Raw genomic sequence first — 22,535 nt, 5'->3', positions numbered from 1 at the left:
CAATCCTCACAATTCACCAGTTCGACGCGGACGGTTGCGTAGCAGTTTCAGACATGTAAATGTGTCGTTGAGCGTGGGAGCGCTCCCGCAGTACCCCACCACATCCGGCGCCCGGCACGCGCCGAGTCAAGGAGCGTCATGAAACGTCAACTTCGGGCCCTGGCCGCCGCCGGGTTGCTGGTCGCCAGTTCGCTGGTGGCAGTGGCCCTCGGCGGCAGCGCCTCCGCCGACACCCTGATCTGCGAACAGTACGGCTCGACCACCATCCAGGGCCGCTACGTGGTGCAGAACAACCGCTGGGGCACCACCGCCCAGCAGTGCATCAACGCCACCAGCAACGGCTTCGAGATCACCACCCTGAACGGCAGCAGCCCCACCAACGGGGCGCCCACGGCGTACCCCTCGGTGTTCTTCGGTTGTCACTACACCAACTGCTCCCCCGGCACGAACCTGCCGATGCAGGTGAGCCAGATCAGCAGCGCCACCAGCAGCATCTCCTACCGTTACGTCAGCGGCGCCACCTACAACGCGTCGTACGACATCTGGCTGGACCCGTCGCCCAAGCGGGACGGGGTGAACCAGATGGAGATCATGATCTGGCTCAACCGGCAGGGCCCGATCCAGCCCATCGGCTCGGTCGTCGGCACCACGAACCTGGCCGGCCGCACCTGGGAGGTCTGGCGGGGCAGCAACGGCTCCAACAACGTCATCTCCTACGTCGCGTCGTCGGCGGTCTCCAGCCTGAACTTCAGCGTGCTGGACTTCATCAACGACACCCGCAACCGAGGCGCGATCACCAACTCCTGGTACCTGACCAGCATCCAGGCCGGCTTCGAGCCCTGGCAGGGTGGCGTCGGCCTCGCGGTGACCTCGTTCTCGGCCAACGTCAACGGTGGCGGTAACCCGACCACGCCGCCGCCGACCACGCCGCCGCCGGGCGGTGGCGCGAGCTGCGCGGTGAAGTACACGGCGAACTCGTGGAACAACGGCTTCACGGCCGACGTGCAGATCACCAACACCGGCTCCAGCGCGATCAACGGTTGGACGCTGACCTACGGCCTGCCCGGCGGGCAGCAGGTCACCAACGCCTGGAACGCCACTGTGAGCCAGAGCGGGTCGACGGTGACCGCCCGGAACGTCGGCCACAACGGGTCGGTCGCACCCGGCGGCACGGCCAGCTTCGGCTACCAGGGAACGCTGAGCGGGGGCTACTCGTCCCCGACCAGCTTCTCGCTCAACGGGGCGACCTGCTCCCGCTCCTGACCTGTCGTGGGGGCGCGACCACGCGGTCGCGCCCCCACCACTCACGAGATCACTGTCAGACGCGGGTGAGGCGTACGGCGTCGGCGACGACCAGGCCGGTGGCGTTGCTCCACCGGCTCACGCCCACCCGGTTGGCGTCGCCCGCCGGGAGTGTGAACGTGCCGAGGATGCGCCACTGCCCGCCGGTGGCCCGCTGGTCGACGCGGACGGTCTGGTTGCCGGTACTGGTGGCGACGATGTAGGGCGCCGCGCTGTTGTAGCCCGAGTTCGCCGGCCACCAGGCCTCGACGCGGTAGTTGGCGGTGGCCGGGACGTTGAACCGGTACCAGGCGACATCGCTGGCGGCGACCGGGTCCGCGTACCGGTAGTCGGCGCCGTAGCGCTGACTGGAGTACGACGACACGCCCCAGTTGGCGCTGGCGGTGAACCGGCCGCTGGTGGTGTTGTCCACGGTGGAGGACCAGGCGGTGCCGCCGCCGGCCATCCTCGCCGCCACGTCGGCGCGCATGACGTTCAGGTCGATGAAGGACGGGTCGATCTTGCCGGTGGTGCTGGTCTCCCGGTGGCCCCGGGCGTAGCTGCTGTCCCGGCCGAGCCGGGTGAGCACGGCGGCGGTGGCGGCGAGCGACGCGTTGTACTGCGCGGCGGTCATCTCCTGGTTGACGCCGTTGTAGTCGATCTCCCACCCGATCATCAGGGTGTTGCCGTCCCCGGCCGGGATCGGCCCGCTGCCGCCGCTGACCCCGGCGTGGTTGCACCGGCCGGCGGAGATGACGTGGAAGACGCCGTTGTAGTCGACGAGCGCCTGGCACAGCGGCCCCGGCAGGTCGGACCGGCCGTTGATGCAGATGCCGAGCGCCGGGTGCGGGTTGCTGGCGCTGGAGGTCGAGGCGGTGTGGTGCCAGAGGACACCGATCGGGTCGAAGGAGCCGGGCCGCATCCGGTTGAGCCAGTCCCCCTCGACCACGACCTGGACCCCGGCGGCGCGCAGCACGTCCACCAGCCAGGGAATCGTCGCCATCAGGCGTCCTGAAGCAGGTCGGCGAGGCACTCGGCCTTCGGCGCGGCGTTCGCCGCGGCGGGTCGGGCGACGACGGTCAGTGCGGCGACGACCAGGGCGGGGATGCCGAGCACCCCACGGCGGCGCAGACGGATGGACGGGGTTCGGGTCATGGCGATCCTCCAGCGACGGCGGGTACGAACGGATCGACGAACGTGATGACGGGCACGCTATACCGTCACGTACGTCGATGTCGATACCCTTCATCGCCGGGTCGCCGGCTGAAGAAAACCGCCGAATCAGACCTCGCCGAGCTCGTCGATGTCGCGCATCTCCTCGGCCGTGAGCGAGAAGTGGAAGACGTCGAAGTTGGCGGTGATCCGCTCCGGGGTCACCGACTTCGGGATCACCACGATCTCGTGGTCGATGTGCCACCGCAGCACCACCTGCGCCGGGGAGACGCCGTGCGCGCTGGCGATCCTGGTCAGCACCGGGTCACTGAGGTCGCTGGTCTTGAACGGGCTGTACCCCTCCAGCACCACCCCCCGGTCCCGGTGCTCGGCGTGCCGCTGCCTGTCGTACAGCGACGGGCTCCACCGGATCTGGTTGACCGCCGGGTTCTCCTCGGTGGACTGGATCAGCTCGTCGATCTCGGGGGTGCTGTAGTTGCTCACCCCGACCGCCCGCGCCAGGTTCTCGTCCCGGGCGGCGAGCAGCTCGCGCCAGAGCGGGATGCTGTCCCCCGGCGACGACGGCGGCCAGTGGATCAGCCAGAGGTCCACGTGCTCGACGCCGAGCGCCTCCAGGCTGGCCTCCAGCGTCGCGCGCTCCCGGCCCACCCGGTCCGGCGGGAGCTTGGTGGTGATGAAGAGGTCCTCCCGACGCAGCCCGCTCTCGCGCACCGCCCGGCCGACCTCCCGCTCGTTGCCGTACACGGTGGCGGTGTCGACGTGCCGGTAGCCGGTGTCCAGCGCGGCCAGCACGGCGTCGTAACCGGCCTGGCCGGTGGCCTGCCAGGTGCCGAAGCCGAGCAGGGGTATCCGCACGTCACCGGGGAGCAGGACGGTGGGCTGGTCGGTGAGGTCCATGAGGTCCGTTCTACCCCGCCGCGCCCCCGGCCGCCGAGCGAACCGGACACTCCGGCGTCCAGCGCACCGGTCCGGTTTGCCGGAGAATGTGGTTGTGACCGACCGGCTGGAGGAGTACCGGCGACGGCGGGACGCGGCCCGCACGCCCGAGCCGGTGCCGGCGGAGCGCCCGCTGCCGGCCGGCCCCGACGGCGGCGTCGCCCGCTTCGTCATCCAGCAGCACCACGCCCGCAGCCTGCACTGGGACCTGCGCCTGGAGCGCGAAGGGGTGCTCGCGTCCTGGGCGGTGCCACGCGGTCTGCCCCGCGATCCGGGTCGCAACCACCTCGCCGTGCACACCGAGGACCACCCGATGGAGTACCTCGACTTCGCCGGCGAGATCCCCGCCGGCGAGTACGGCGGCGGCCGGATGCTGATCCACGACCGGGGCACCTACCGCTGCGAGAAGTGGCGCGACGACGAGGTGATCGTGACGCTCTCCGGTGAGCGGACCGCCGGCCGTTACGTCCTCTTCGCCACGGGCGGGCGGGACTGGATGGTCCGCCGCACCGACCCCGCGCCGCCGGGCTGGACAGCGATGCCGGATCTGGTCCGACCGATGCACGCCACGCCCGCCGCCGGGCTCCCCCGCGACCGGGCCGCGTGGGGGTACGAGCTGCGCTGGGACGGTGTCCGGGCGATGGCGTACGTCTCCGGCGGGCGGCTGCGGCTGCTCTCCGAGACCGACGAGGAGATCACCGGCGGGTACCCGTGGCTGCGCGCGATGGCCGAGGCCCTCGCGCCCACCGAGGCGGTGCTCGACGGTGTTCTGGTCCGCATCGACGGTGCCGGGCGGGTCCGCCCGGTCCGGCCGGCCACCGGCAGCAGGGTCCCGGCCGGCGCCCAGTACCTGATCGTCGACCTGCTCTGGTTGGAGGGTGTGAGCAGTGTCGGCGTGCCGTACGCGCAACGCCGGGAGCTGCTCGATGGGCTGGTCCTGGCCGGTACGCACTGGCAGACTCCGCCGTGGTTCCCGGGCGCGGGCGACGAGGCCCTGCGTGCCGGGCAGGAACAGGGCCTGCCAGGTGTGCTCGCCAAGCGACTGGACTCGGTCTACCAGCCGGGGCGGCGCAGCCGGCACTGGCTGAGCATCGACGCGACGTGACGGCGAGGAGCGACGTGTACCTGACCCACCTGGACTGCCCGCGCTGCGGCAAGGAGTACGCCGCCGACCGGTTACAGAACCTCTGCGAGTGCGGATCACCGCTGCTGGCCCACTACGACCTGGCGGCAGTGGCGAAGGCGGTCACCCCGGAACGCTTTCCGCTGCGCCCGGCCGACCTGTGGCGTTACCGGGAGCTGCTGCCGGTCGCCGACCCTCGGCACGTCACCACGCTGGGTGAGGGCTGGACGCCGCTGCTGCGCGCCCCGTCGTACGGCACCGAGATCGGCATCGCGGACCTGATGGTCAAGGACGAGGGGCTGATCCCGACCGGCTCGTTCAAGGCCCGGGGCGCGGCGGTCGGGGTGAGCCGGGCCCGTGAGCTGGGCGTCGAGCGGATCGCGATGCCCACCAACGGCAACGCCGGGTCGGCCTGGGCAACCTACGCCGCGCGGGCCGGGATGGGCGCCACCATCGTCATGCCGCTGGCGGCACCGAGCATCTGCCGGCGCGAGTGTGTCGCCGCCGGTGCCGACCTGCGCCTGATCGACGGGTTGATCGGCGACGCCGGTCGGCGGGTGGCCGAGCTGATCGCGGAGTCGAACGGGGCGATCTTCGACGCCGGCACGCTGCGCGAGCCCTACCGGCTGGAGGGCAAGAAGACGATGGGGTACGAGATCGTCGAGCAGCTCGGCTGGCAGGCGCCCGACGTGATCATCTATCCGACCGGTGGTGGGGTCGACCTGATCGGCATCCACAAGGCGCTGCACGAGCTGCGCGAGCTGGGGTGGATCGGCGACAAGCTGCCCCGGTTGGTGGCGGTGCAGTCCACCGGCTGCGCGCCGATCGTGCGGGCGTTCGCCGCCGGTGAGGATCGGGCGCAGCCGTGGGCGGACGCGCACACTGTGGCGTTCGGCATCACCGTGCCGGCCCCGCTGGGTGACGAGTTGATCCTGGCTGCGCTGCGGGAGTCCTCCGGCACGGCCGTCGCCGTCGACGACGCGGACATCCTGGCCGACCTGCGGGACTTCGCCACCCGGGAGGGGCTGCTGCTCTGCCCGGAGGGGGCGGCCTGCCTCACCGCGGCACGGCAGCTGCGCGCGGGCGGGTGGATCCGGGCCGGCGAGCGGGTGGTGGTGCTCAACACCGGCGCCGGGCTGAAGTATCCGGACACTGTCGACGTCTCCGGCGTACCCCTGATGGGGTGACCTGGCGGCACCCCGCGGGCCGGGCGGTCCGCGGGGTGCCGTCGTGCCGGTCTACTGGTAGGTGATGTCCGAGGGTGAGTAGAGGCAGTTGACGCCGTCGGCGCCCTCGCCGATCTCGGTCGGCTCGCTGCCCTTCGGCACGCCCTTGTACTTCACGCAGATCGAGGTCTCCCGGTCCGGGTCGCCGACGATGGTGATCCGGCTGAACCGGGCGGTGTCGCCCCAGTTGGTGTTGATGCCGGCGATCGCGTCGGTGTTCCGGACGGTCACGTTGTCGATCACCACGTGCCGTTGGTACGAGGTGGAGCAGTTGCCGCAGGCGCGGTAGAGCTTGCCGGCGTTCTCCACCCGGAAGTTCTTGATGTAGACGGTGCCCGAGCCGTTGTGCTGGAAGACCTTGTCACTGGCGGAGCGGGCCCCGCCGCCGTCGACTGTGTACGTGGTGCCGCCGCGGAAGGTCGCCGCGTCCTCGCCGACGTCCTCCCACCAGACGTTGATCAGGGTGCAGTTGCCCTCGCAGTGCACGCCGTCGCCGGCCGGGGCGCCGATGATGACGTTGCGCAGGGTGGCGCCGGCGGCCAGTTCGAACATCGGGTCCTGGCTCTCGCTCTGCCCGCCGTCACCGATGCCGTAGTAGCGCTTGAGCCCACCGTCGAACGAGCCGGAGACCGGGATCGTGGCGTCCACCTTCTGGCTGCCGGTGGGCGTCGGCCAGCCAGCCGGCGGAGGTGTGGTGGTCGGCGGAGGTGTGGTGGTCGGCGGCGGTGTGGTGGGTGGCGGAGTGGTGGTCGGTGGCGGTGTGGTCGGGTTGCCGCCGCCGGACGAGTCGACCACCACGTCGTCGAAGCCGCCGCTGGCGTACGCGGTGACCAGGCCGATCCGGCCCGCGCCGGCCAGGCTGTTGCTGCCGGACGCGATCTGGGTGCCGTTGACGAAGCCGCGGATGGTGCTGCCGCTCGTCTCGATGCGCAGTGTGTACCAGGTGCCGGCGCCGACGCCGATCGAGGCGGAACCGATCGCCGTGACGGAGCTGCCGTTGACCGCCTGGAGTTCGGCCCGGCCGGAGCCGAGCAGGGCCAGCCGGTACATCTTGGTGCTGCTGGTGGAGCGGGCGGCGAGCCCGACCAGGGCGCTGGACGAGCCGAAGCTCGTCGGCCGGACCCGGGCCTGCACCGAGTAGTTGGTCCAACTGGTCTGGCCGGCGAACTGCCGGGCCAGCTCGCTGCCGGCGTTGGACTGGTTGAGCACGCCCGACCCGTCGACGGTCCAGGTGCCACCGGACTTGGACCAGCCGGAGGTGTCGCCGTCGGTGAAGTCGTCGCTGAAGACGGTGGCCGCAAAGGCCGAGGTCATACCGGCGGCGAGGGCCGCAACTGTCACCCCGGCACCCACCGCCAGCAGGAGTGGTCGGCGGCCGGAGAGTCGTCTTTTCTGCACAGGTGTCCTCCTTGACGCATGTGGTGGTGATCCCTCGGCGGCCGTACCGAGACGTGTCGGCACGGCGTGCTGCGCTGAACGGGATCGGTGTGCGCCCCCGCCGGACGCCCGGATCCGAAGCGGGGTGAAGCGGGATCAAAGCCCTGGGGAAAGGGCTTTCCCGCTCCTTCGAGGCTAGGACCGCCCAAGCATCAACGTCAATGCCTGGCGCTTGCAGGTCTGTTGCAGGATTCCGGCCGGGCCGCCCGCCGACCGATCAGTAGCTCTCCGGCTCGGTGATCCGCCAGGCCGCGTTGATCAGCCCGATGTGCGAGAGCGCCTGCGGAGTGTTGCCCAGCTGCGCGCCGGTGGTGAGGTCGATCTGCTCGCTGAACAACCCCACGTCGTTGGAGTGCCCGACGACCCGCTCGAAGAGCGCCTCGGCCCGCTGCTGCTCACCCATCATCACCAGGCACTCCACCAGCCAGAACGAGCACAGCAGGAATCCGGCCGGGTCGGTGGTCCAGCGTCGCAGCAGGCCGTCCTCGGTGCCCAGCTCGCGCTCGACCATCGCGATGGTCGAGCGCATCCGAGGGTCGGTGGCCGGCAGGAAGTGCGTGACCGGCAGGGCGAGCACCGAGGCATCCAGCTCCGCCGACCCGAACGCGCCGGTGAACGCCCCGATCCGGTCGTTCCACCCCTCGCGCAGCACTGTCTCACGGATCTCGTCGCGCACCCGGGCCCAGCGACGGGGGTCGGCCCCATCACCGAGCCGGTCGGCGAGCCCCACCGCCCGGTCCATCGTCAGCCAGCAGGACACCTTGGACGAGACGTAGTGGCGCTCCTCGTCGCGGGTCTCCCAGATGCCCCGGTCCGGCAGGTGCCACGTCGCAGCCACCTGCTCGGTCAGCCCGAGCACCATCTCCCGCAGCTCGTCCTCGAACCGCGCGCCCAGGTAGTCGCGCAGCCGCCACACCGCCGACATCACCTCACCCGGCACGTCGAGCTGCCGCTGCCGCCAGGCGTCGTTGCCGACCCGCACCGGTCGACTGCCGCGGTAGCCGCGCAGGTGGTTGCAGTGATGCTCGGAGAGGTCGCGCTCGCCCTCCAGCCCGAAGAGCACCGGCACGGGTTCATCGCCGAACCGGCCGATCGAGCGGGTCACCCAGGCGAACAGCCGGGACGCCTCGTCGGGGCAGGCGGCCACCCAGAGCGCCCGCATCGTCAACGAGAAGTCCCGCAGCCAGGAGTAGCGGTAGTCGTAGTTCCGGTCGCCGCCGATCCGCTCCGGCAGCGATGAGGTGAGCGCGGCGGCGACAGCGCCACTGCGGGCGTACGTGAGGCCGGTCAGGACCGTCGAGCTGTGTTTGACGAGTTCGGGGTAGCGGCCGGAGTACCCGTGCGTCTCCCGGAACGCCTGCCACGCCTGTGTCGTCTCGGCGAGGGTGGTCAGCGGGTCCATCCGGGCCGGCGGGTCGCCGTACGCCTCGCCGAACGCGAGGTCCATCCCGATCACCTGACCGGCGGAGACCTCGAACTCGTGGCTCACCCGGTCGGTGCCCGCCCGCAGATGCAGACCTCCGGCGCGCAACACCAGCACCACCGGGCCGGCCCCGGCCAGCACCCCGCCGTCCGGCTGCTCGTGCAGGTACGGCGTGAGCAGGCCATACTCCGGGCGGGGCGCGAAGTCCAACGCCATCCGTACCCGCCCGGAGAGCCCCTCGACCACCCGGATCAGCACGGCGGGTGAGTTCTTGCCCAGCTCGTGGGCGCGGGCGCCGACCTCGGCGGCCAGGGCGTCGGTGACCGCCACGCTGCCGTGCGGGGTGTGGTGCACGGTCCGCAGCACCAACGTGTCCGGCAGGTACGCGCGCTCCACCCGGTGACCCCGGCCGCCGACCCCGACCGGCGCCAGCCGGAAGTGGCCGGCTCCCGGGTCGAGCAGCCGCGCGAACACTGACGACCCGTCGAACCGGTGCGGGCACCACCAGTCGATCGAGCCGTCCTTGCCGACCAGGGCACCCGAACGAGAGTCCGAGAGGAACCCGTAGTCGGAGATCGCCGGCTGCTGCTCCTCCACCCGCTGGGGGTACCCGGATCGGCCCGGATCAGGCGGGACAGCTCACTCGGTCGGTGGCTCGTCCTCGCCCGCCGCCTCGGCGGCGTCGGCCTCTTCCTTGGTCTTGTGCACGGCCTGGTCGGCGTGCTCCGGCGGCCCGTAGACCGTGTACAGCACCAGCGGGTTGGGGCCGGTGTTGACGAAGTTGTGCTTGGTGCCCGCCGGGACCACGACCAGGTCACCTGCGGCGACCTTCCGCTTCGCACCGGCGACCCGGGCCTCTCCGACGCCGCTGACGAAGGTCAGGATCTGGTCGATGTCCTCGTGCACCTCCTCGCCGATCTCTCCATCCGCGGGGATGGTCATGATGACCAGCTGGGTGTGCTCACCGGTCCACAGCACCCGCCGGAAATCCGGGCTCTTCTCGGCGACGGTCGCGATAGTGAAATGCTCCATGTCCACGCTCATACCCCGTCCGGCGGCACACCACGCCGGGACTGGCGAATGGTGGAATTCCCCACGGTCAGTGGGTTTGGATTCGTCCCGACCGGGGATCGAGAGCGCAGACCGGCATGAAGGGCCGGTCGAGCCAGGTCCCCGCCGACGTACCGCCGAACGGCTGCGGTGGTGGGAGACGGCCAGAGCACGGCGACGTTCCGACCACTGTCGAAACGGCGCCGTGCGCTCTTGTGCGCTGGCAGGCCCTAGCGGTGCAGCCAGGTGAGCAGGTCGGGCGGGGCCAGCGCCGCGACCCGTTCCTGGTAGCGGGCCCGCGCGGCCTCGTCCAGCAGATCACGCCCCTGACCCGAGCCTCCCCGACGGAAGAACGCCCGCCGGTCCCGCAGCACGCCGAGCGTGTCCGGTGCGAGCCGGTCGGCGCGCTCCCGCATGCGACCGAAGGTGGCCGCCGCAACCAACTCCGGCCCCGGGCTCGGGAGTTTCCATCTGTCGGCGAGCCGGCGCATCTCACCACCCAGATCGGCCAGCAGGTCGTCGTAGTGCACCAGCTCGACGTTCGGCTCGTGCCGACGGGCCCACGCGTCGCCGAGGTGCATCAGCACGCCGGGCAGCGAATCCAGTTCGGCGCGGGGATCCGCCTCGCGGTCGACCCAGTTCAGCAACCACTCCCGCACCGCGGGCCGCTCACCGGGTGAACCGGTCGAGGCGGGTTGGCCGGTCAACTCGGCGATGCGTTCCCGATCCAGGTTGGCGCCCTGGTGGTAGAGGGAGACCGCCATGTCCAGCGGATGCCGCGCCACCACCACGTAGTGCACCCGAGGGTGGAGCGGCACCCCGTCCAGTGGGGTGTGCGTCTTGATGAACCGCCGGTGCGGCTGTGCGGCCAGCCGGTCGTACACCGCGTCCCGCGGCTCAACCAACCAGTCCAGCCAGGGCGACAGCACTGTCAGCGGCGCCGGCAAGTCCGGGGTGCCCAGCACCAGGAGCGCACAGATCATCTGCATCCAGGTGGTACCGCTCTTGGACCGGGTGCTGATCACGATGTCGCCGTCGCGAAACGGAAAGCCGGTCCACCGTGCGCTGTCCTCGTCGTCGGACCGGTAACGGTGACGTGGCGTGGGCATCGGTGGATGGTAGTCGTCGAACCGACAGTGCAGCAGCCGAATTCCGGCTTACATCAGTGGGGGATGTGCGTATGCCTGGCTAGATTGAACTATGGTGCCCGCCCACGGGGACCGGGCGGCCGCACCGGTCTACCGTCCCATCCTCGCCAGCCGACGAGGCGAGCTTGAGGCCCTGAGCCACCTCGATCCCGCACACGCCGCACTGGTCGCCCCGATCCTGGAGATCGGCGCGATCGACCGGTCCATGATGGACACCATCCGGCGGTTACCAGTCGGGCTGCTGCCCGCCATCGACGTCAGCGCGCTGCCCGACATCCCCGATGCGGAACTGACCCGCTGGGGCGTACCCGTGGTGCCGGTCATCGGGCTCACCGAGAGCGACCACCGGCTGGTCGCGCACGGCGCGGCGGCGCGGGCGTACGGCCGGCGCGCGCTCGTCCGGCTGCGGGCCGGCCACGACCGGGCCGGGCCGGACGCGAGCACCACCGCCGTGGAACGGATCTGGCGGTTCACCGACCTCGCCCCTGAAGAGTGCGACCTGCTGGTGGACGCGGGGGACGTGTGCTGCCCGGCGGACGTGCGGACCGCCGAGCCCCGGGTACGCCACCTGCTCGACTGGGCGCGCCGACACGCCTGGCGGTCGGTGACGGTGGCGGCGGGTGGCATGCCGCCGACGCTGTCCCGGCTGCCCACCGACGAGCCGGTCCAGCTGGACCGTTGGGACTGGCAACTGTGGCGACGGCTGGCCGACACCGGGGTCGACTACGGCGACTACGGCGTCCACCCGGCCGCACCGGGCACCGGTGACCCCGGCGACCGGTTGCCGACGGTGCGATACACCGACGACGGCAGTTGGTGGGTCTACCGCTGGGCGCGACGCGGTGGCCGGGGCGACGACCGCTTCGCCGACCTGTGTCGCACGCTGGTGTCGGCACCGCACTGGCCAACCGCCGGGGCGGCGTTCTCCTGGGGCGACCATGAGCTGCTGCGCCGGGCCCGCAGGGGTGCCGGCGCCGGCTCGGCCGCCAACTGGGCGGCCTGGAGCACCTCGCACCACCTGGCCCACGTGCTCGGAACTCTGCTGCACCCGGCCGGCGACGGCGCGTCGAAGTGGCACCCCGGGCAGGGTCCGCCGCCGCAGCGGGGACGATCGCTGCGGTGAGGGTCGGGTCTACTGCTTCTCGGTGAAGCCGAACTGGATGATGCCCTCGTCGTCGACGGTGGCGTCCACCGACGCGTCGCCGAGCAGTTCGGCGGCGTCCTCGTCCAGGAAGATCCGGGCGCCCTGGTTGTCCACCACCCGATCGCCCTGTACCGGTTCGGGCACCAACTCGACGGTGAGCGAGCCGGCCTCGGTGTCGGCGGCGATCCGCACCCCGCCGTCCTGGGCGACGTCCTGTTGGTTGGCGAGGTCTCGAATGACGAGCACGGCGTTATCGGTCATGGTGAGCATGTGTGGAACTCCTCGTGGATTCTCGGCTCGCGGTCGGATACCGCGCGGACCGGACAGTCGGCCCGCGTACGAGCACACGTGGGAGGCGACAGAGGGCGAACGGTCGTCGCCGTCGCATCGAATCGGGGCAGCTGACGGCCCCGTCTCTCCCACCGTGCCCGCTCACCGGGCATCCGTCAAATAGAGCCAGGTCAGTGGAGAGCGGCGGCCGGGGCCAGCCAGGCGCGAATCTCGGTGACCGCCGCGCGGCCGGCCCGGTTGGCCCCGATCGTGCTGGCCGAGGGGCCGTACCCGACCAGGTGAACCCGCGCGTCGGCGGCCACGCGGGTGCCGTCCATCGTGATACCGCCGCCCGGCGTGCGCAGGCCCAGCGGGGCGAGATGGTCGATGGCTGCCCGGAATCCGGTGCACCAGAGAATCACGTCCGCCGGCACGAACCGCCCGTCCGTCCAGGCCACCCCGTCGGGCGTGATCCGGTCGAACATGGGTAGCCGGTCGAGGACGCCGCGCTCGCGAAGTCGGCGTACCTCGGGGGTGACCGGCAGCCCAGTCACGCCCACCACGCTGCCCGGCGGTCGGCCGGCCCGGACCGCCTCGTCCACCCGGGCCACCGCGGCGCGGCCCAGCTCCGGGCCGAACTCCTCGTCGTTGAACGTCGGCGGTCGCCGGGTCACCCAGGTGGTGGCCGCCGCGACGGTGGAGACCTCGCCGAGCAGTTGCACGGCCGAGGTGCCGCCACCGACCACCACCACGCGAAGGCCGGTGAACTCGGCCGGCCCTCGGTAGTCGGCGGTGTGCAGCTGCCGTCCCCGGAACGTCGACCGGCCCGGGTAGTGGGGCCAGAACGGTCGGGTCCAGGTGCCGGTGGCGTTGATCAGAGCCCGGGCGGTCCAGGTGCCCCGGTCGGTGTGCACATCCAGCCGGCCGTCGGGGCGGGAGCGCACCGCCCGGACCCGCACCGGCCGCCGTACCGGCAGGTCGAAGGCTCTCTCGTACGCGGCGAAGTAGGCGCGGACCTGCTCGGAGGCCGGGCGTTGTGGCTCGGTGGGTGGGAGTGGCAGCCCGGGCAGGTCGTGGAAGCCGTGCACCCGGTCGAAGACCAGCGTCGGCCAGCGGTGCTGCCAGGCGCCGCCGGGCCCGTTGTCGGCGTCGAGGATGACGAAGCCGCTGTCGGGCGCGAAGCCGGTGCGGTGCAGGTGATAACCGGCGCTCAGGCCGGCCTGCCCGGCGCCGATCACCACGACGTCCGCGGAGTGCGTGTCCACGTGGGCTGCAACGCGCCGGACGTCACCGCTGTGCCCGCCCTGGACCGTCGCGCCGATCACAGACGGCCGTTTCGGCTTCGACCACCTGACCTGCGCTTACGGTGAGTGAATGAGCGACTTCCGTCGGTATGCGGCCGAGTTCCTCGGCACCCTGTTGTTGGTGTTCTTCGGTGTGGGCAGCGCCGTCGCCGCACGGGTTCAGGGCGGCGTGGTGGTGGTGGCGCTGGCCTTCGGGTTCGTGATGGTGGCCCTCGTCTACACGATCGGCCCACTCTCCGGCAGCCACGTCAACCCAGCGGTGACGCTCGGTGTGCTGCTCTCCGGAAAGATCTCACTGGTCGGGGCGGTGGCCTACTGGATCGCGCAGTTCGTCGGAGCGACAGTGGCGGGCTTCGTACTCTGGGCGCTCACCCGTTGGGGTGACGTCGCGGACCAGACCGGGGCCTTGGGCACCAACGGTTACGGCGCGCACATCAACCGGGGCGGCGCGGCAGTGCTGGAAGTCGTCCTGACCTTCCTCTTCGTGCTGGTCGTGCTGGTGGTGACCAGTCGGAGTGAAAATCCGGGCACCGCCGGGCTGGCCATCGGCCTGGCCCTCGCCGTGACCCAACTGGTGGGTGTGACGCTGACCGGCGCGGCGGTCAATCCGGCCCGCGCGTTCGGCCCGGCGGTCTTCGAGGGCGGCGTGGCCCTGCGGCAGCTCTGGGTGTTCATCGTCTTCCCGCTGCTCGGCGGGGCGCTCGCCGCGTTGGTCGCGCCGATGGTCATGGGGGCGCAGCGGCACTACTGGGGTGGTCACGAGAAATCGGTCGGCGGGCCGAAATAACCCAGACGGCAATATCTTTCGCCAGAGGCCCTTCTCCGGCGAATATCTCCGTGGCAGCATCAGCGAATGCATCGCCGTCACTTTCCCCGGGCCCTCGCGCTGCTCGCACTGGTCGCCACCGCGGCCACCGCCGGAGCGCCCGGTGCCACGGCCGAGTCGCCCACCCCCGCGACGACCCACCTGCGCGCCACCATCGACACGATCCTCGCCGACACCCGGCTGACCGGTGCGCAGGCGTCGGTGGTCGTGGTCGACACCAGCACGGGACAGACGCTCTACGACCGCAACGGCGACCGCCGGCTGGTGCCGGCGTCCAACACCAAGCTGCTGACCTCGACCGCGGCCCTTGAGCTGCTCGGCCCCGGCCACCGCTTCAGCACCGACGTACGCACCAGCGGCAAACGCCGCGCGGGCCTGCTCTCCGGCAACCTCTACCTGCGCGGTGGGGGCGACCCGACCATGCTCGCCGCCGACTACGACGCGCTCGCCGCGAAGGTCGCCGCCGACGGCGTCCGGGTGGTCACCGGAAACCTGGTCGCCGACGACACCCGCTACGACCGCGCCCGACTCGGGCCCGACTGGACCTGGGACGACGAGCCCTACTACTACGCCGCCCAGGTCTCCGCCCTGACCGTCGCCCCGGACACCGACTACGACGCGGGCACGCTGATCGTGCACGCCGCACCGGCCGACCGCGCCGGCGCCCCGCCGGTGGTCACCACCACCCCCGCCACCGGGTACGTCCGCGTCGACAACCGCGCCCAGACGGTCAGCGACGGCGAGACCTCGATCTCCATCGAGCGCGAGCACGGCGGCAACACCGTCGTGGTGACCGGTCAGATCGCCGTCGGCGACGAGCCGGCCAGCGACTGGGTCACCGTCTGGGAACCCACCGGCTACGCGGCCGACGTGTTCCGGGCGGCGCTGCACCGACACGGCGTGCGGGTGCTCGGCCGGACCGTGCTCGGCCAGCCCACCCCGGAGACGGCCCACCCGGTGGCGCGCCACGACTCGATGAGCCTGGGTGAGCTGATGACGCCGTTCCTCAAGCTGTCCAACAACGGGCACGCCGAGGTGTTGACCAAGGAGATCGGTCGGGTGCTCTCCGGCTCGGGCACCTGGACGGCCGGACTCACCGCGATCAGCGAGTACGTCGCCGACACGGGAATGGACACCGGAAGACTGCGGCAGCGTGACGGCTCAGGGTTGTCCCGACGCAACCTGGTCCCGGCGGCGGAGTTCGTCGACCTGCTGAGCGCCGTCCGCGCCGAACCGTGGTTCGCGACCTGGTACGCGGCACTGCCGATCGCCGGCCAGCCTGAGCGGTTCGTCGGCGGCACCCTGCGCAGCCGGATGGCCGGCACCCCCGCCGCGGGCAACGTGCACGCCAAGACCGGCAGCCTGACGGGTGTCTCCGGGCTCTCCGGCTACGTCACCAGCGCCGATGGTCGCCTGCTGGCGTTCTCCATCCTGCTGAACAACTACCTGACGGCGTCGGTGAAGCCGCTGGAGGACCAGATCGCCGTGGCGCTGGCCGGTTTCCGCGAGGGTGCGGCGTCGACGGCACGGGTGGCCGCGCCGACGGTGCCCGCGACGCCGCGCACCCCGGAGGGCGTCGAGTGTTCCTGGGTCAAACCGATCACCTGCTGAGCGGCGGCCGGGAGGCGCGTGCGCGCCTCCCGGCCCGGCGAGCGCTCAGGCCGGACGGTCCGGTGGGGGGACCACCGCCGTCGGGTCACCACGCTCGATGAGCGCGGCGATCTCAGCGGCCCGCAGCCCGCGCAGCGCCAGCACCCGGGTGCCCCAGCGGTGCAGGCGGCACGGGTGCGGGCTGGCATCGTTGCGGCAGACCACACCCCCGGACCACCGCCGGGGGGCGTGCACCACCACCGCCCGTACGGCGAACTGGGTGTCCTCGCCCGTCACGTACGGCGGCAGGGGAATGTCGCGAAGAACCTCCCCGGACGCCTCACCGGTGCCGGACGAAGCGGCACGACGGACGCGGTGGGCGGTGCTGCTACTCATCTCCGCTGCCTCCACACTGGATGGTCGGATGGGGACAGCAGAAAGTTACGACGTGTTCGACGGTCCGCGACGGACAAACTGTCCCGCCACCCGCGGGCGCAGCGACCGGTCAGTCAGTCAGCGCACCGTCACTGCCTGCAGACCGACGTTGCCGCAGTGCGGCGTGAAGACCTTCTCGACGGTCCAGTTCAGCAGCAGTCGGGCGCCCTTCGGCACTGTGAAGCGGATGGTGAACTGGGCACTCTGACTGTTGTAGGGGTCTTCCAGTCGAGCGGTGCTGGCCGGTCCGCCGGTCGACAACCGCGCTTCCAGTCGCCCCCGAGCCATCCAGATGCCGCCGTACAGCTGGACGGTGCGCGGCTCGCCGCTGCCGGCGATGGCGATCCTGAACCCGTTCCCCGCACCGCAGGTGTAGACGCCGTTGGAGCTGCCGTTCGTCGACCGCTCCGGCGCGCCGTCGGACCAGCGCACGTACTCCTGGTTGCCGTCCCAGCCGACCCGGCTGCCGGCGCCGCCCCCGTCGATGATCTCGCCGGAGCCGGAGCGCTTGCGGTTCGTCGACCTACCCCCATGCTCCCCCCAGTGCACCCAGTCCCGGGTGCCCACGGCGGTGAGGTCGACGGCGGCGGGCATCTCCCCCCGGCTCACCGACAGCGCCGGCGAACCGGGCTTGGCCGGCGGCGGGGCAGGCGCGCTGGCCGACGGCGTCGGGTCCGGCGAGGGTGGGCGCTGGCGCGGACGCAGACCGGGCGTCGCCGGTCCGGCCTCGCCGGTGCGCCCGTCGGCGGCCGGTAGACCGGGGGAACGGGCGGACCCGGCGGGCAGGCCACCCGGGCCCGCCTGGCCGTCATCCGGCTCCGGACCGGACCGGGTGCCGAGGTACGAGATCAACACCACCAGGCAGGCGAGTACGGCGGCTCCCTCCACCGCCCAGCGCCGCCGCTGCCGGGCCCGGCGCAACACGCCGCGGGTCACCCCGGCGGTAATGGCACGCGGACGGTGCCTCGGCGGCGCGTCGCCAGCCCTCGAACCAGCCCGCGTGCGGTCTTCGTCCGCCACCGACCCCTCCAACTCCACCGCCCGGCCGTTCTGGACCGCCGCGGACCACACCGTCCACTGTGGGCCGTTTCACGTTTGCAACGGGCGTGGACGACACGCTAGATCCGGACTGCCGGACGTGTCCAGCCCACAATGGGACGCTGTCGGACAACCTGGTCCGCTCGGACGGACACTTCGGCAGACCACGAGCGCTGTGCGCGTCAGCCGATCCGGAAGCCCAGCAACTGCGCGACGACCACTGCCTGCTCGACGTCGATGATGGCGCCGGCCCGTTCGACGACCGTCGGGTCGAGCGCGGTGAGATCACTGCCCCGCAGGTCGGCGCCGCCGAGCCGGACGTTGGTCAGCTGCGCGCCGGAAAGATCGACACTGGTGACGGTAGCACCGGTGAGGTTGGCCCGGGTGAGGTCCACCTCGCGCATGCGCACCCCGGTCAGCCGAACGCCACGCAGGTCGGCACCGGGCAGCGCGGCGAAGGACCAGTCACCGCCGTCCACCGTCAACGGACGCAGATCGCACTCGGTGAAGGTGCTGCCGACCATCTTGCAGCCGGTGAACTCGGCCTCGAAGAAGTTGCACCGCCGAAAGACGCAACGGGTGAAGGCGGAGTCGACGTGCCGGGAGGCGTTGAACGCCACGTTGCCGAACGTGCACCCGGTGAAGACCGCGCCTCTGCTCAGCGCCTCGGTCAGGTCCACCCTGAAGAACTCGCAGCCCACGAAGTGCCGGTCGGTCAACTCCTCGCCGTACCAGTCCTCGTCGCGGAAGGTCACGTCCTCGGTCAACTCCGGCATCCGGCCAGGCTAGTGGGCGCCGCCGACAGCCGACTGCCGGCGTGGCCGGTACCGGCCCCCTTCCAGTGGCGGCGTACCGGCGAGTAGGTTCGGCGACGTGAGTGTGGCTCGGAGCAAGGACCCGGATCAGATCGGTTTCGACGCGGCGCGGCTGGCGCGGATCGACGAGCACTTCGGTCGGTACGTCGACGACGGCCGGCTGGCCGGTTGGCAGGTGGTGGTCACCCGTGGCGGCGAGGTGGCGCACTCCTCGACGTACGGGCTGCGCGACAGGGAGTCGGGCGCACCGGTCGAGGCCGACACCCTCTGGCGGATCTACTCGATGACCAAGCCGGTCACCTCGGTCGCGGCGATGATGCTGTGGGAGGAGGGCCGGTTCGAGCTGACCGACGAGATCAGCCGCTGGCTCCCCGAGTTCGCCGACGTGCGGGTCTACTCCAAGGGGTCGGCGCTCAAGCCGTACACGGTTCCGGCGGTCGAGCCGATCCGGGTCTGGCACCTGCTCACCCACACCGCCGGCCTGACGTACGGCTTCATGCAGACCTCGGTGGTCGACGGGCTCTACCGGGCCGCCGGCTACGACCTGTACCCGCCGGCGGACGTCGACCTGGCCAGCGCCTGCGCGGCATTCGGCGAGTTGCCGCTGTTGTTCCAGCCCGGCTCGGCGTGGGGCTACTCCGTCGCCACCGACGTGCTCGGCCGACTCGTCGAGGTGATCTCCGGGCAGAGCCTCGACGCGTTCTTCGCCGACCGGATCTTCGGCCCGCTGGGCATGACCGACACCCGCTGGTGGGTGGAGGGCGACGAGGCCGACCGGCTGGCCGCGCTCTACGTCCCGGAACCGCGCAGTGGCCGGGCCGTCCGCTACGACAGCCTCGGGTCGCTCGCGTTCAGCAAGCCGGCGCTGCTCTCCGGCGGCGGCGGGTTGATCTCCAGTGCCGCCGACTACCACCGCTTCACGTCGATGCTGTTGCGTGGCGGCGAACTGGACGGCGTCCGCCTACTCGGGCCGCGCACCGTGCGGTTCATGACCCGCAACCACCTGCCCGGCGGTCAGGACCTGGGCACCCTCTCCACCGGCGGCTTCGCCGAGACCACCCTGGACGGGATCGGCTTCGGCCTCGGCTTCGCGGTGGTCGACGACCCGATCCCCAGCCGGGTGCCGAGCAGCGTCGGCGAGTTCTACTGGGGCGGGGTGGCCAGCACCGCGTTCTGGGTCGACCCGGCCGAGGAGATCACCGCGCTGCTGTTCACGCAGCTGATGCCGTCGAGCACCTATCCGCTCCGCTCCCAGCTGCGCCAGCTCGTCTACGCCGCCCTGGTCGACTGACGGGATCGTCGTTCCACCGACGGGCAGCCGGCCCAGTCCCTAGCCTGAGCTGGTGAGCACCATCGTCGTGTTTGGCGCGGGCGGCACCGCCGGTTCGCGGGTCGTTGCCGAAGCGGTCGACCGGGGGCACCGGGTGATCGCCGCCGTCCGCCGCCCGGAGGCCACCTCGTACCTGCCGGCCGGGGTGCGGACGGTCACCGGCGACGCGACCAGCGAGCGGAGTGTCCGGGAGCTGGCGCCGGACGCCGACGCGCTGGTCGTGGCGATCGGCGGCGGCGAGCGCGAGCTGTGGCGGAACGCGGCGGAGAACCTGGTGACCACGCTGCGCGGGATGCCGGCCGCACCGCGGATCATCCACTTGGGCGGCGGGTCCACCCTGCTCACCCCCGGTGGCACCCGCATCCTCGACGAGCCGGACTTCCCAGCGGAGTACCGGGATTCGGCGCTCGGTCAGGCGGACGCGCTGGACTATTACCGCACCGCCGCCGACGGGGTGAGCTGGACGTACGTCTCGCCACCCCCGCTGGAGTTCCACCCCGGCGCGCGTACCGGGCACTACCGCACCGGCACCGACCAGCCGGTCACCGATGCTCAGGGCCGCTCGGTGCTCACCTACGAGGACCTGGCGGTGGCGATCATCGACGAGATCGAGCAGCCGCAGCACCAGAACGCCCGCTTTACCGCCGCGTACTGACCGGGGTGCGGGCCAGCCGTGGTCAGTCGGCGAGGCGGGCCGGGAAGCCGCCGGTGGCGATCGGACCCCAGGCGTCGATGGTGACCCGGATCAACGACTTGCCCTGGCGCACCATCGCCGCCCGGTAGTCGTCCCAGTCCGGGTGCTCGCCGGAGATGCTGCGGAAGTACTCGACCAGCGGCTCCAACGCCTCGGGCAGGTCCAGCACCTCGGCGGTGCCGTCGAGCTGCACCCAGGGGCCGTTCCAGTCGTCGCTGAGCACGCAGGCCGAGACCCGGGGGTCGCGGCGGATGTTGCTCACCTTTGCCCGCTCGGGGTAGGTGGAGACGACCAGCCGCCCCTGGCTGTCGACCCCGGCGGAGACCGGGGAGGACTGCGGGCGCCCGTCGGCCCGGGTGGTCATCAGCAGGACGCGGTGTCGCGGCCGGACGAAGTCGAGCAGGCCATCCCGGTCGACCCGGGTGTTCCTTGCGATGCTGCGTGCCATTCCCCGTTCCTACCAGGGCGCGGGCGCGGCGGTGGCGGCGGGTCAGCGGGGTCGGACCGCGGCGCGGCGCACCGCCTGGGTCGGCACCCGTGGGCGACCGGACGGACGCCAGGCCCGACCGTTGGCGTAGATGACCCGAAAACCGAGGTACGACGCGAGCGGCGCCCAGTGGGCGGAGCCCATCCGCAGCTCGGCGGCGTTGTGTCGCTGGCCGTTGGCGAGCACGTCGAGAAGGACGGTTTCGAAGGCAGCCGATTCGACCCAGTCGACTTCCCGGGTGAAACCGCAGATCAGAGCGGCCCCGGTGACCTCCAGGAACTCGCGCAGCACCGCATCCGAGGCGCGCAGCACCGAGCAGCTACCGAAATAGAGTCGACGCCCCTCGGCGCGGCCGGCCATCAGCTCAGCCACCTCGTTCAACTCCACCGACTGCCAGTCGGTGAGGCAGAGCCGGCTCGGCTCGCCGTGCATGGCGAAGAAGCCGACCCGGTGGTCGGCGTACTGCTTGAGCAGCCAACGGTCCAGGAAGTAGAACAGCTCGTCGCGGGTGGCCGCGTCCTTGTGGATGAAGCGGATCTTGCCCAGCCGCTCCAGCAGCTCCAGGGTGGGCAGCACCGAACCCCGCTCGTTGAGGTCACGGTGCCACTGACCCTCGACACAGAAGACGCCACCGCGTGCCACGCGCACCTCCGCCAGTTCACCACCGCGGCTGACGTTACCGGCCGTCATCCCCCCGGGAACATCACCCTCGGTGTGGCAGATTGCGACGTTCGGTGCGCTTGGCCGCAGGAGGGGTGAACGGCGGGAATGACTGTTTCGCAAATCAGCTGAATTCCCAGCCAATACCCAGGGACGACGGATTGTGAGCACAATTCTCGTTAACCACCTCCAACGGCACGGATCAGTGCGAGGGTGGAAATCACGGGACTTCTCGGTCGATGTCCCGAAGCCACCCCATTCGCTCTCCTATCGGGAGGACTTCTGTGCGCGTAAACACCTTGAAGCGGGTCGCCGTCGCATTCGCCCTGGCACTGCCCGGGGCCGCAATCGCCACGGTGATCGCCGCACCGGCGGCGCACGCGGACGGCTGTTACACCTGGAACCGCACCCTCACCCAGGGGCGCTCCGGCGACGACGTCCGCCAGTTGCAGATCCGGGTCGCCGGGTGGGCCGGCAACCGGGACATCGTGGAGAACGACGGGCGCTATGGGCCGAAGACCGCGGCCGCGGTCAAGCGGTTCCAGCAGGCGTACGGGCTGCGCGCCGACGGCATCGCCGGCCCACAGACCTTCGCCAAGCTGTACCAACTCCAGGACAACGACTGCACACCCGCGCACTTCAGCTACGGCGAGCTGGACAACGGGTGCGGCGGGAGCGGGTGGAGCGGCGGCCCGCTGTCGGCGAACCAGACCAAGCAGAACGCGCTGCGCACCATGTGGAAGCTCGAGGCGCTGCGCAAGAGCCTCGGCGACAAGCCGCTCAACGTGTCCAGCGGATTCCGCAGTCGCGCCTGCAACAACCAGGTCGGCGGTGCGTCCGACAGCCAACACCTGTACGGCAACGCGGCCGACGTGACCTCACGGACGTCCTCGCTGTGCCAGGTCGCCCGCAACGCCCGCAACAACGGCTTCAGCGGTATCTACGGGCCGGGCTACCCCGACCACGACGACCACGTGCACGTCGACTCGCGTCGGGAGAACAACAGCGACCGCAGCTCGAACACGACGAGTTGGTCCGCCCCGGACTGCGGCGTCGGCAACTGAGCCGCACGTTCAAAGCGACGTCGGTCCGACGCGGAGGGGGAATCTCCGCGCCGGGCCGACGTCGTGTCGCCCCGGGTCTGG

Annotated in this window: 23 protein-coding genes; 9 read left to right on the top strand and 14 right to left on the bottom strand. The window is 71.3% G+C overall.

Features of this window, described 5'->3' with window-relative positions; genetic code table 11:
• Positions 1-138 precede the first annotated feature (138 nt).
• Positions 139-1,263: a glycoside hydrolase family 12 protein gene (locus IW249_RS14970; RefSeq protein WP_196921322.1), complete on the top strand. Its 1,125-nt coding sequence runs from the start codon at positions 139-141 to the stop codon at positions 1,261-1,263.
• 55 nt (positions 1,264-1,318) lie between these two features.
• On the opposite strand, the gene IW249_RS14965 is transcribed toward IW249_RS14970, so the two are convergent.
• From IW249_RS14965 to IW249_RS14955, 3 genes are all read right to left on the bottom strand, one after another.
• Positions 1,319-2,284: a golvesin C-terminal-like domain-containing protein gene (locus IW249_RS14965; protein WP_112582243.1), complete on the bottom strand. Its 966-nt coding sequence runs from the start codon at positions 2,282-2,284 to the stop codon at positions 1,319-1,321.
• The gene (locus tag IW249_RS14960) at positions 2,284-2,436 is read right to left on the bottom strand and encodes a hypothetical protein (RefSeq protein WP_196921321.1); all 153 of its coding nucleotides are present in this window, start codon (positions 2,434-2,436) and stop codon (positions 2,284-2,286) included. The genes IW249_RS14965 and IW249_RS14960 overlap by 1 nt, the downstream gene beginning before the upstream one ends.
• Positions 2,437-2,562: 126 nt before the next feature.
• Positions 2,563-3,351, bottom strand: coding sequence for an aldo/keto reductase (locus IW249_RS14955; protein WP_196921320.1), 789 nt, complete (start codon positions 3,349-3,351; stop codon positions 2,563-2,565).
• A 94-nt stretch (positions 3,352-3,445) separates the two neighbouring features.
• Between IW249_RS14955 and IW249_RS14950 the strand changes: the two genes are divergently transcribed.
• The gene (locus tag IW249_RS14950) at positions 3,446-4,495 is read left to right on the top strand and encodes a DNA polymerase ligase N-terminal domain-containing protein (RefSeq protein WP_196921319.1); all 1,050 of its coding nucleotides are present in this window, start codon (positions 3,446-3,448) and stop codon (positions 4,493-4,495) included.
• 14 nt (positions 4,496-4,509) lie between these two features.
• Positions 4,510-5,700: a threonine synthase gene (locus tag IW249_RS14945; protein WP_196924797.1), complete on the top strand. Its 1,191-nt coding sequence runs from the start codon at positions 4,510-4,512 to the stop codon at positions 5,698-5,700.
• A gap of 51 nt (positions 5,701-5,751) precedes the next feature.
• Here the strand turns inward: IW249_RS14945 and IW249_RS14940 are convergent, their stop codons facing one another.
• The 4 genes from IW249_RS14940 to IW249_RS14925 all read right to left on the bottom strand — a co-directional run bounded on the left by IW249_RS14940 (position 5,752) and on the right by IW249_RS14925 (position 10,758).
• Positions 5,752-7,137, bottom strand: a complete 1,386-nt coding sequence (locus IW249_RS14940) for a pectate lyase (protein WP_196921318.1) — start codon at positions 7,135-7,137, stop codon at positions 5,752-5,754.
• Between the two features lie 256 nt (positions 7,138-7,393).
• Positions 7,394-9,196, bottom strand: coding sequence for a glycoside hydrolase family 15 protein (locus IW249_RS14935; protein WP_196921317.1), 1,803 nt, complete (start codon positions 9,194-9,196; stop codon positions 7,394-7,396).
• Positions 9,197-9,238: 42 nt separating this feature from the next.
• Positions 9,239-9,631: a cupin domain-containing protein gene (locus IW249_RS14930; protein WP_196921316.1), complete on the bottom strand. Its 393-nt coding sequence runs from the start codon at positions 9,629-9,631 to the stop codon at positions 9,239-9,241.
• A gap of 248 nt (positions 9,632-9,879) precedes the next feature.
• Complete coding sequence (locus IW249_RS14925) at positions 9,880-10,758, bottom strand: sulfotransferase domain-containing protein (RefSeq protein ID WP_196921315.1); 879 nt, start codon at positions 10,756-10,758, stop codon at positions 9,880-9,882.
• Between the two features lie 91 nt (positions 10,759-10,849).
• Here IW249_RS14925 and IW249_RS14920 point away from each other — a divergent pair, with 91 nt between their 5' ends.
• Positions 10,850-11,920, top strand: coding sequence for a beta family protein (locus IW249_RS14920; RefSeq protein WP_196921314.1), 1,071 nt, complete (start codon positions 10,850-10,852; stop codon positions 11,918-11,920).
• 9 nt (positions 11,921-11,929) lie between these two features.
• Here the strand turns inward: IW249_RS14920 and IW249_RS14915 are convergent, their stop codons facing one another.
• Entirely contained in the window at positions 11,930-12,211 is a 282-nt protein-coding gene (locus IW249_RS14915; RefSeq protein WP_091393621.1) for an adhesin, read from the bottom strand.
• A 191-nt stretch (positions 12,212-12,402) separates the two neighbouring features.
• The gene (locus tag IW249_RS14910; RefSeq protein WP_196921313.1) at positions 12,403-13,476 is read right to left on the bottom strand and encodes an NAD(P)-binding domain-containing protein; all 1,074 of its coding nucleotides are present in this window, start codon (positions 13,474-13,476) and stop codon (positions 12,403-12,405) included.
• 109 nt (positions 13,477-13,585) lie between these two features.
• Here IW249_RS14910 and IW249_RS14905 point away from each other — a divergent pair, with 109 nt between their 5' ends.
• Complete coding sequence (locus tag IW249_RS14905) at positions 13,586-14,302, top strand: MIP/aquaporin family protein (RefSeq protein WP_196921312.1); 717 nt, start codon at positions 13,586-13,588, stop codon at positions 14,300-14,302.
• Positions 14,303-14,368: 66 nt separating this feature from the next.
• The gene (gene dacB / locus IW249_RS14900) at positions 14,369-15,952 is read left to right on the top strand and encodes a D-alanyl-D-alanine carboxypeptidase/D-alanyl-D-alanine endopeptidase (protein WP_196921311.1); all 1,584 of its coding nucleotides are present in this window, start codon (positions 14,369-14,371) and stop codon (positions 15,950-15,952) included.
• A gap of 45 nt (positions 15,953-15,997) precedes the next feature.
• Here the strand turns inward: dacB and IW249_RS14895 are convergent, their stop codons facing one another.
• From IW249_RS14895 to IW249_RS14885, 3 genes are all read right to left on the bottom strand, one after another.
• Positions 15,998-16,327, bottom strand: coding sequence for a hypothetical protein (locus tag IW249_RS14895; protein ID WP_030331319.1), 330 nt, complete (start codon positions 16,325-16,327; stop codon positions 15,998-16,000).
• 117 nt (positions 16,328-16,444) lie between these two features.
• Entirely contained in the window at positions 16,445-17,302 is an 858-nt protein-coding gene (locus tag IW249_RS14890) for a hypothetical protein (protein WP_307788596.1), read from the bottom strand.
• 284 nt (positions 17,303-17,586) lie between these two features.
• Entirely contained in the window at positions 17,587-18,180 is a 594-nt protein-coding gene (locus IW249_RS14885; RefSeq protein ID WP_196921309.1) for a pentapeptide repeat-containing protein, read from the bottom strand.
• Positions 18,181-18,277: 97 nt separating this feature from the next.
• Here IW249_RS14885 and IW249_RS14880 point away from each other — a divergent pair, with 97 nt between their 5' ends.
• On the top strand, positions 18,278-19,510 hold the full coding sequence (locus tag IW249_RS14880) for a serine hydrolase domain-containing protein (protein ID WP_196921308.1): 1,233 nt from the start codon (positions 18,278-18,280) through the stop codon (positions 19,508-19,510).
• Between the two features lie 52 nt (positions 19,511-19,562).
• A complete protein-coding gene (locus IW249_RS14875) occupies positions 19,563-20,204 on the top strand; it encodes an NAD(P)-dependent oxidoreductase (protein WP_196921307.1) in 642 nt (213 codons plus the stop codon).
• 22 nt (positions 20,205-20,226) lie between these two features.
• On the opposite strand, the gene IW249_RS14870 is transcribed toward IW249_RS14875, so the two are convergent.
• Both IW249_RS14870 and IW249_RS14865 read right to left on the bottom strand, forming a co-directional pair.
• The gene (locus tag IW249_RS14870; protein WP_196921306.1) at positions 20,227-20,691 is read right to left on the bottom strand and encodes a PPOX class F420-dependent oxidoreductase; all 465 of its coding nucleotides are present in this window, start codon (positions 20,689-20,691) and stop codon (positions 20,227-20,229) included.
• Positions 20,692-20,733: 42 nt separating this feature from the next.
• Positions 20,734-21,372, bottom strand: coding sequence for a DUF6642 family protein (locus tag IW249_RS14865; protein ID WP_196921305.1), 639 nt, complete (start codon positions 21,370-21,372; stop codon positions 20,734-20,736).
• Positions 21,373-21,674: 302 nt separating this feature from the next.
• Between IW249_RS14865 and IW249_RS14860 the strand changes: the two genes are divergently transcribed.
• Positions 21,675-22,454 carry a D-Ala-D-Ala carboxypeptidase family metallohydrolase gene (locus IW249_RS14860; RefSeq protein WP_196921304.1) on the top strand — a complete coding sequence of 260 codons (780 nt, stop codon included), beginning with the start codon at positions 21,675-21,677 and terminating at the stop codon, positions 22,452-22,454.
• Positions 22,455-22,535 lie beyond the last annotated feature (81 nt).

Origin of the sequence: Micromonospora vinacea, assembly GCF_015751785.1 — a bacterium.
Lineage (GTDB): Bacteria > Actinomycetota > Actinomycetes > Mycobacteriales > Micromonosporaceae > Micromonospora > Micromonospora vinacea.
Note: the sequence above shows the minus strand (reverse complement) of the source record. Positions and strands in the feature narration are given on the sequence as shown.

What these genes read in the sequence shown, in the direction of transcription:
- IW249_RS14905 (WP_196921312.1), top strand. Translation starts at nt 13,586, where the DNA reads ATGAGCGACTTCCGTCGGTATGCGGCCGAGTTCCTCGGCACCCTGTTG.
- IW249_RS14970 (WP_196921322.1), top strand. Translation starts at nt 139, where the DNA reads ATGAAACGTCAACTTCGGGCCCTGGCCGCCGCCGGGTTGCTGGTCGCC.
- IW249_RS14915 (WP_091393621.1), bottom strand. Translation starts at nt 12,211, where the DNA reads ATGCTCACCATGACCGATAACGCCGTGCTCGTCATTCGAGACCTCGCC.
- IW249_RS14965 (WP_112582243.1), bottom strand. Translation starts at nt 2,284, where the DNA reads ATGGCGACGATTCCCTGGCTGGTGGACGTGCTGCGCGCCGCCGGGGTC.
- dacB (WP_196921311.1), top strand. Translation starts at nt 14,369, where the DNA reads ATGCATCGCCGTCACTTTCCCCGGGCCCTCGCGCTGCTCGCACTGGTC.
- IW249_RS14920 (WP_196921314.1), top strand. Translation starts at nt 10,850, where the DNA reads ATGGTGCCCGCCCACGGGGACCGGGCGGCCGCACCGGTCTACCGTCCC.
- IW249_RS14925 (WP_196921315.1), bottom strand. Translation starts at nt 10,758, where the DNA reads ATGCCCACGCCACGTCACCGTTACCGGTCCGACGACGAGGACAGCGCA.
- IW249_RS14960 (WP_196921321.1), bottom strand. Translation starts at nt 2,436, where the DNA reads ATGACCCGAACCCCGTCCATCCGTCTGCGCCGCCGTGGGGTGCTCGGC.
- IW249_RS14895 (WP_030331319.1), bottom strand. Translation starts at nt 16,327, where the DNA reads ATGAGTAGCAGCACCGCCCACCGCGTCCGTCGTGCCGCTTCGTCCGGC.
- IW249_RS14955 (WP_196921320.1), bottom strand. Translation starts at nt 3,351, where the DNA reads ATGGACCTCACCGACCAGCCCACCGTCCTGCTCCCCGGTGACGTGCGG.
- IW249_RS14870 (WP_196921306.1), bottom strand. Translation starts at nt 20,691, where the DNA reads ATGGCACGCAGCATCGCAAGGAACACCCGGGTCGACCGGGATGGCCTG.
- IW249_RS14930 (WP_196921316.1), bottom strand. Translation starts at nt 9,631, where the DNA reads ATGGAGCATTTCACTATCGCGACCGTCGCCGAGAAGAGCCCGGATTTC.
- IW249_RS14885 (WP_196921309.1), bottom strand. Translation starts at nt 18,180, where the DNA reads ATGCCGGAGTTGACCGAGGACGTGACCTTCCGCGACGAGGACTGGTAC.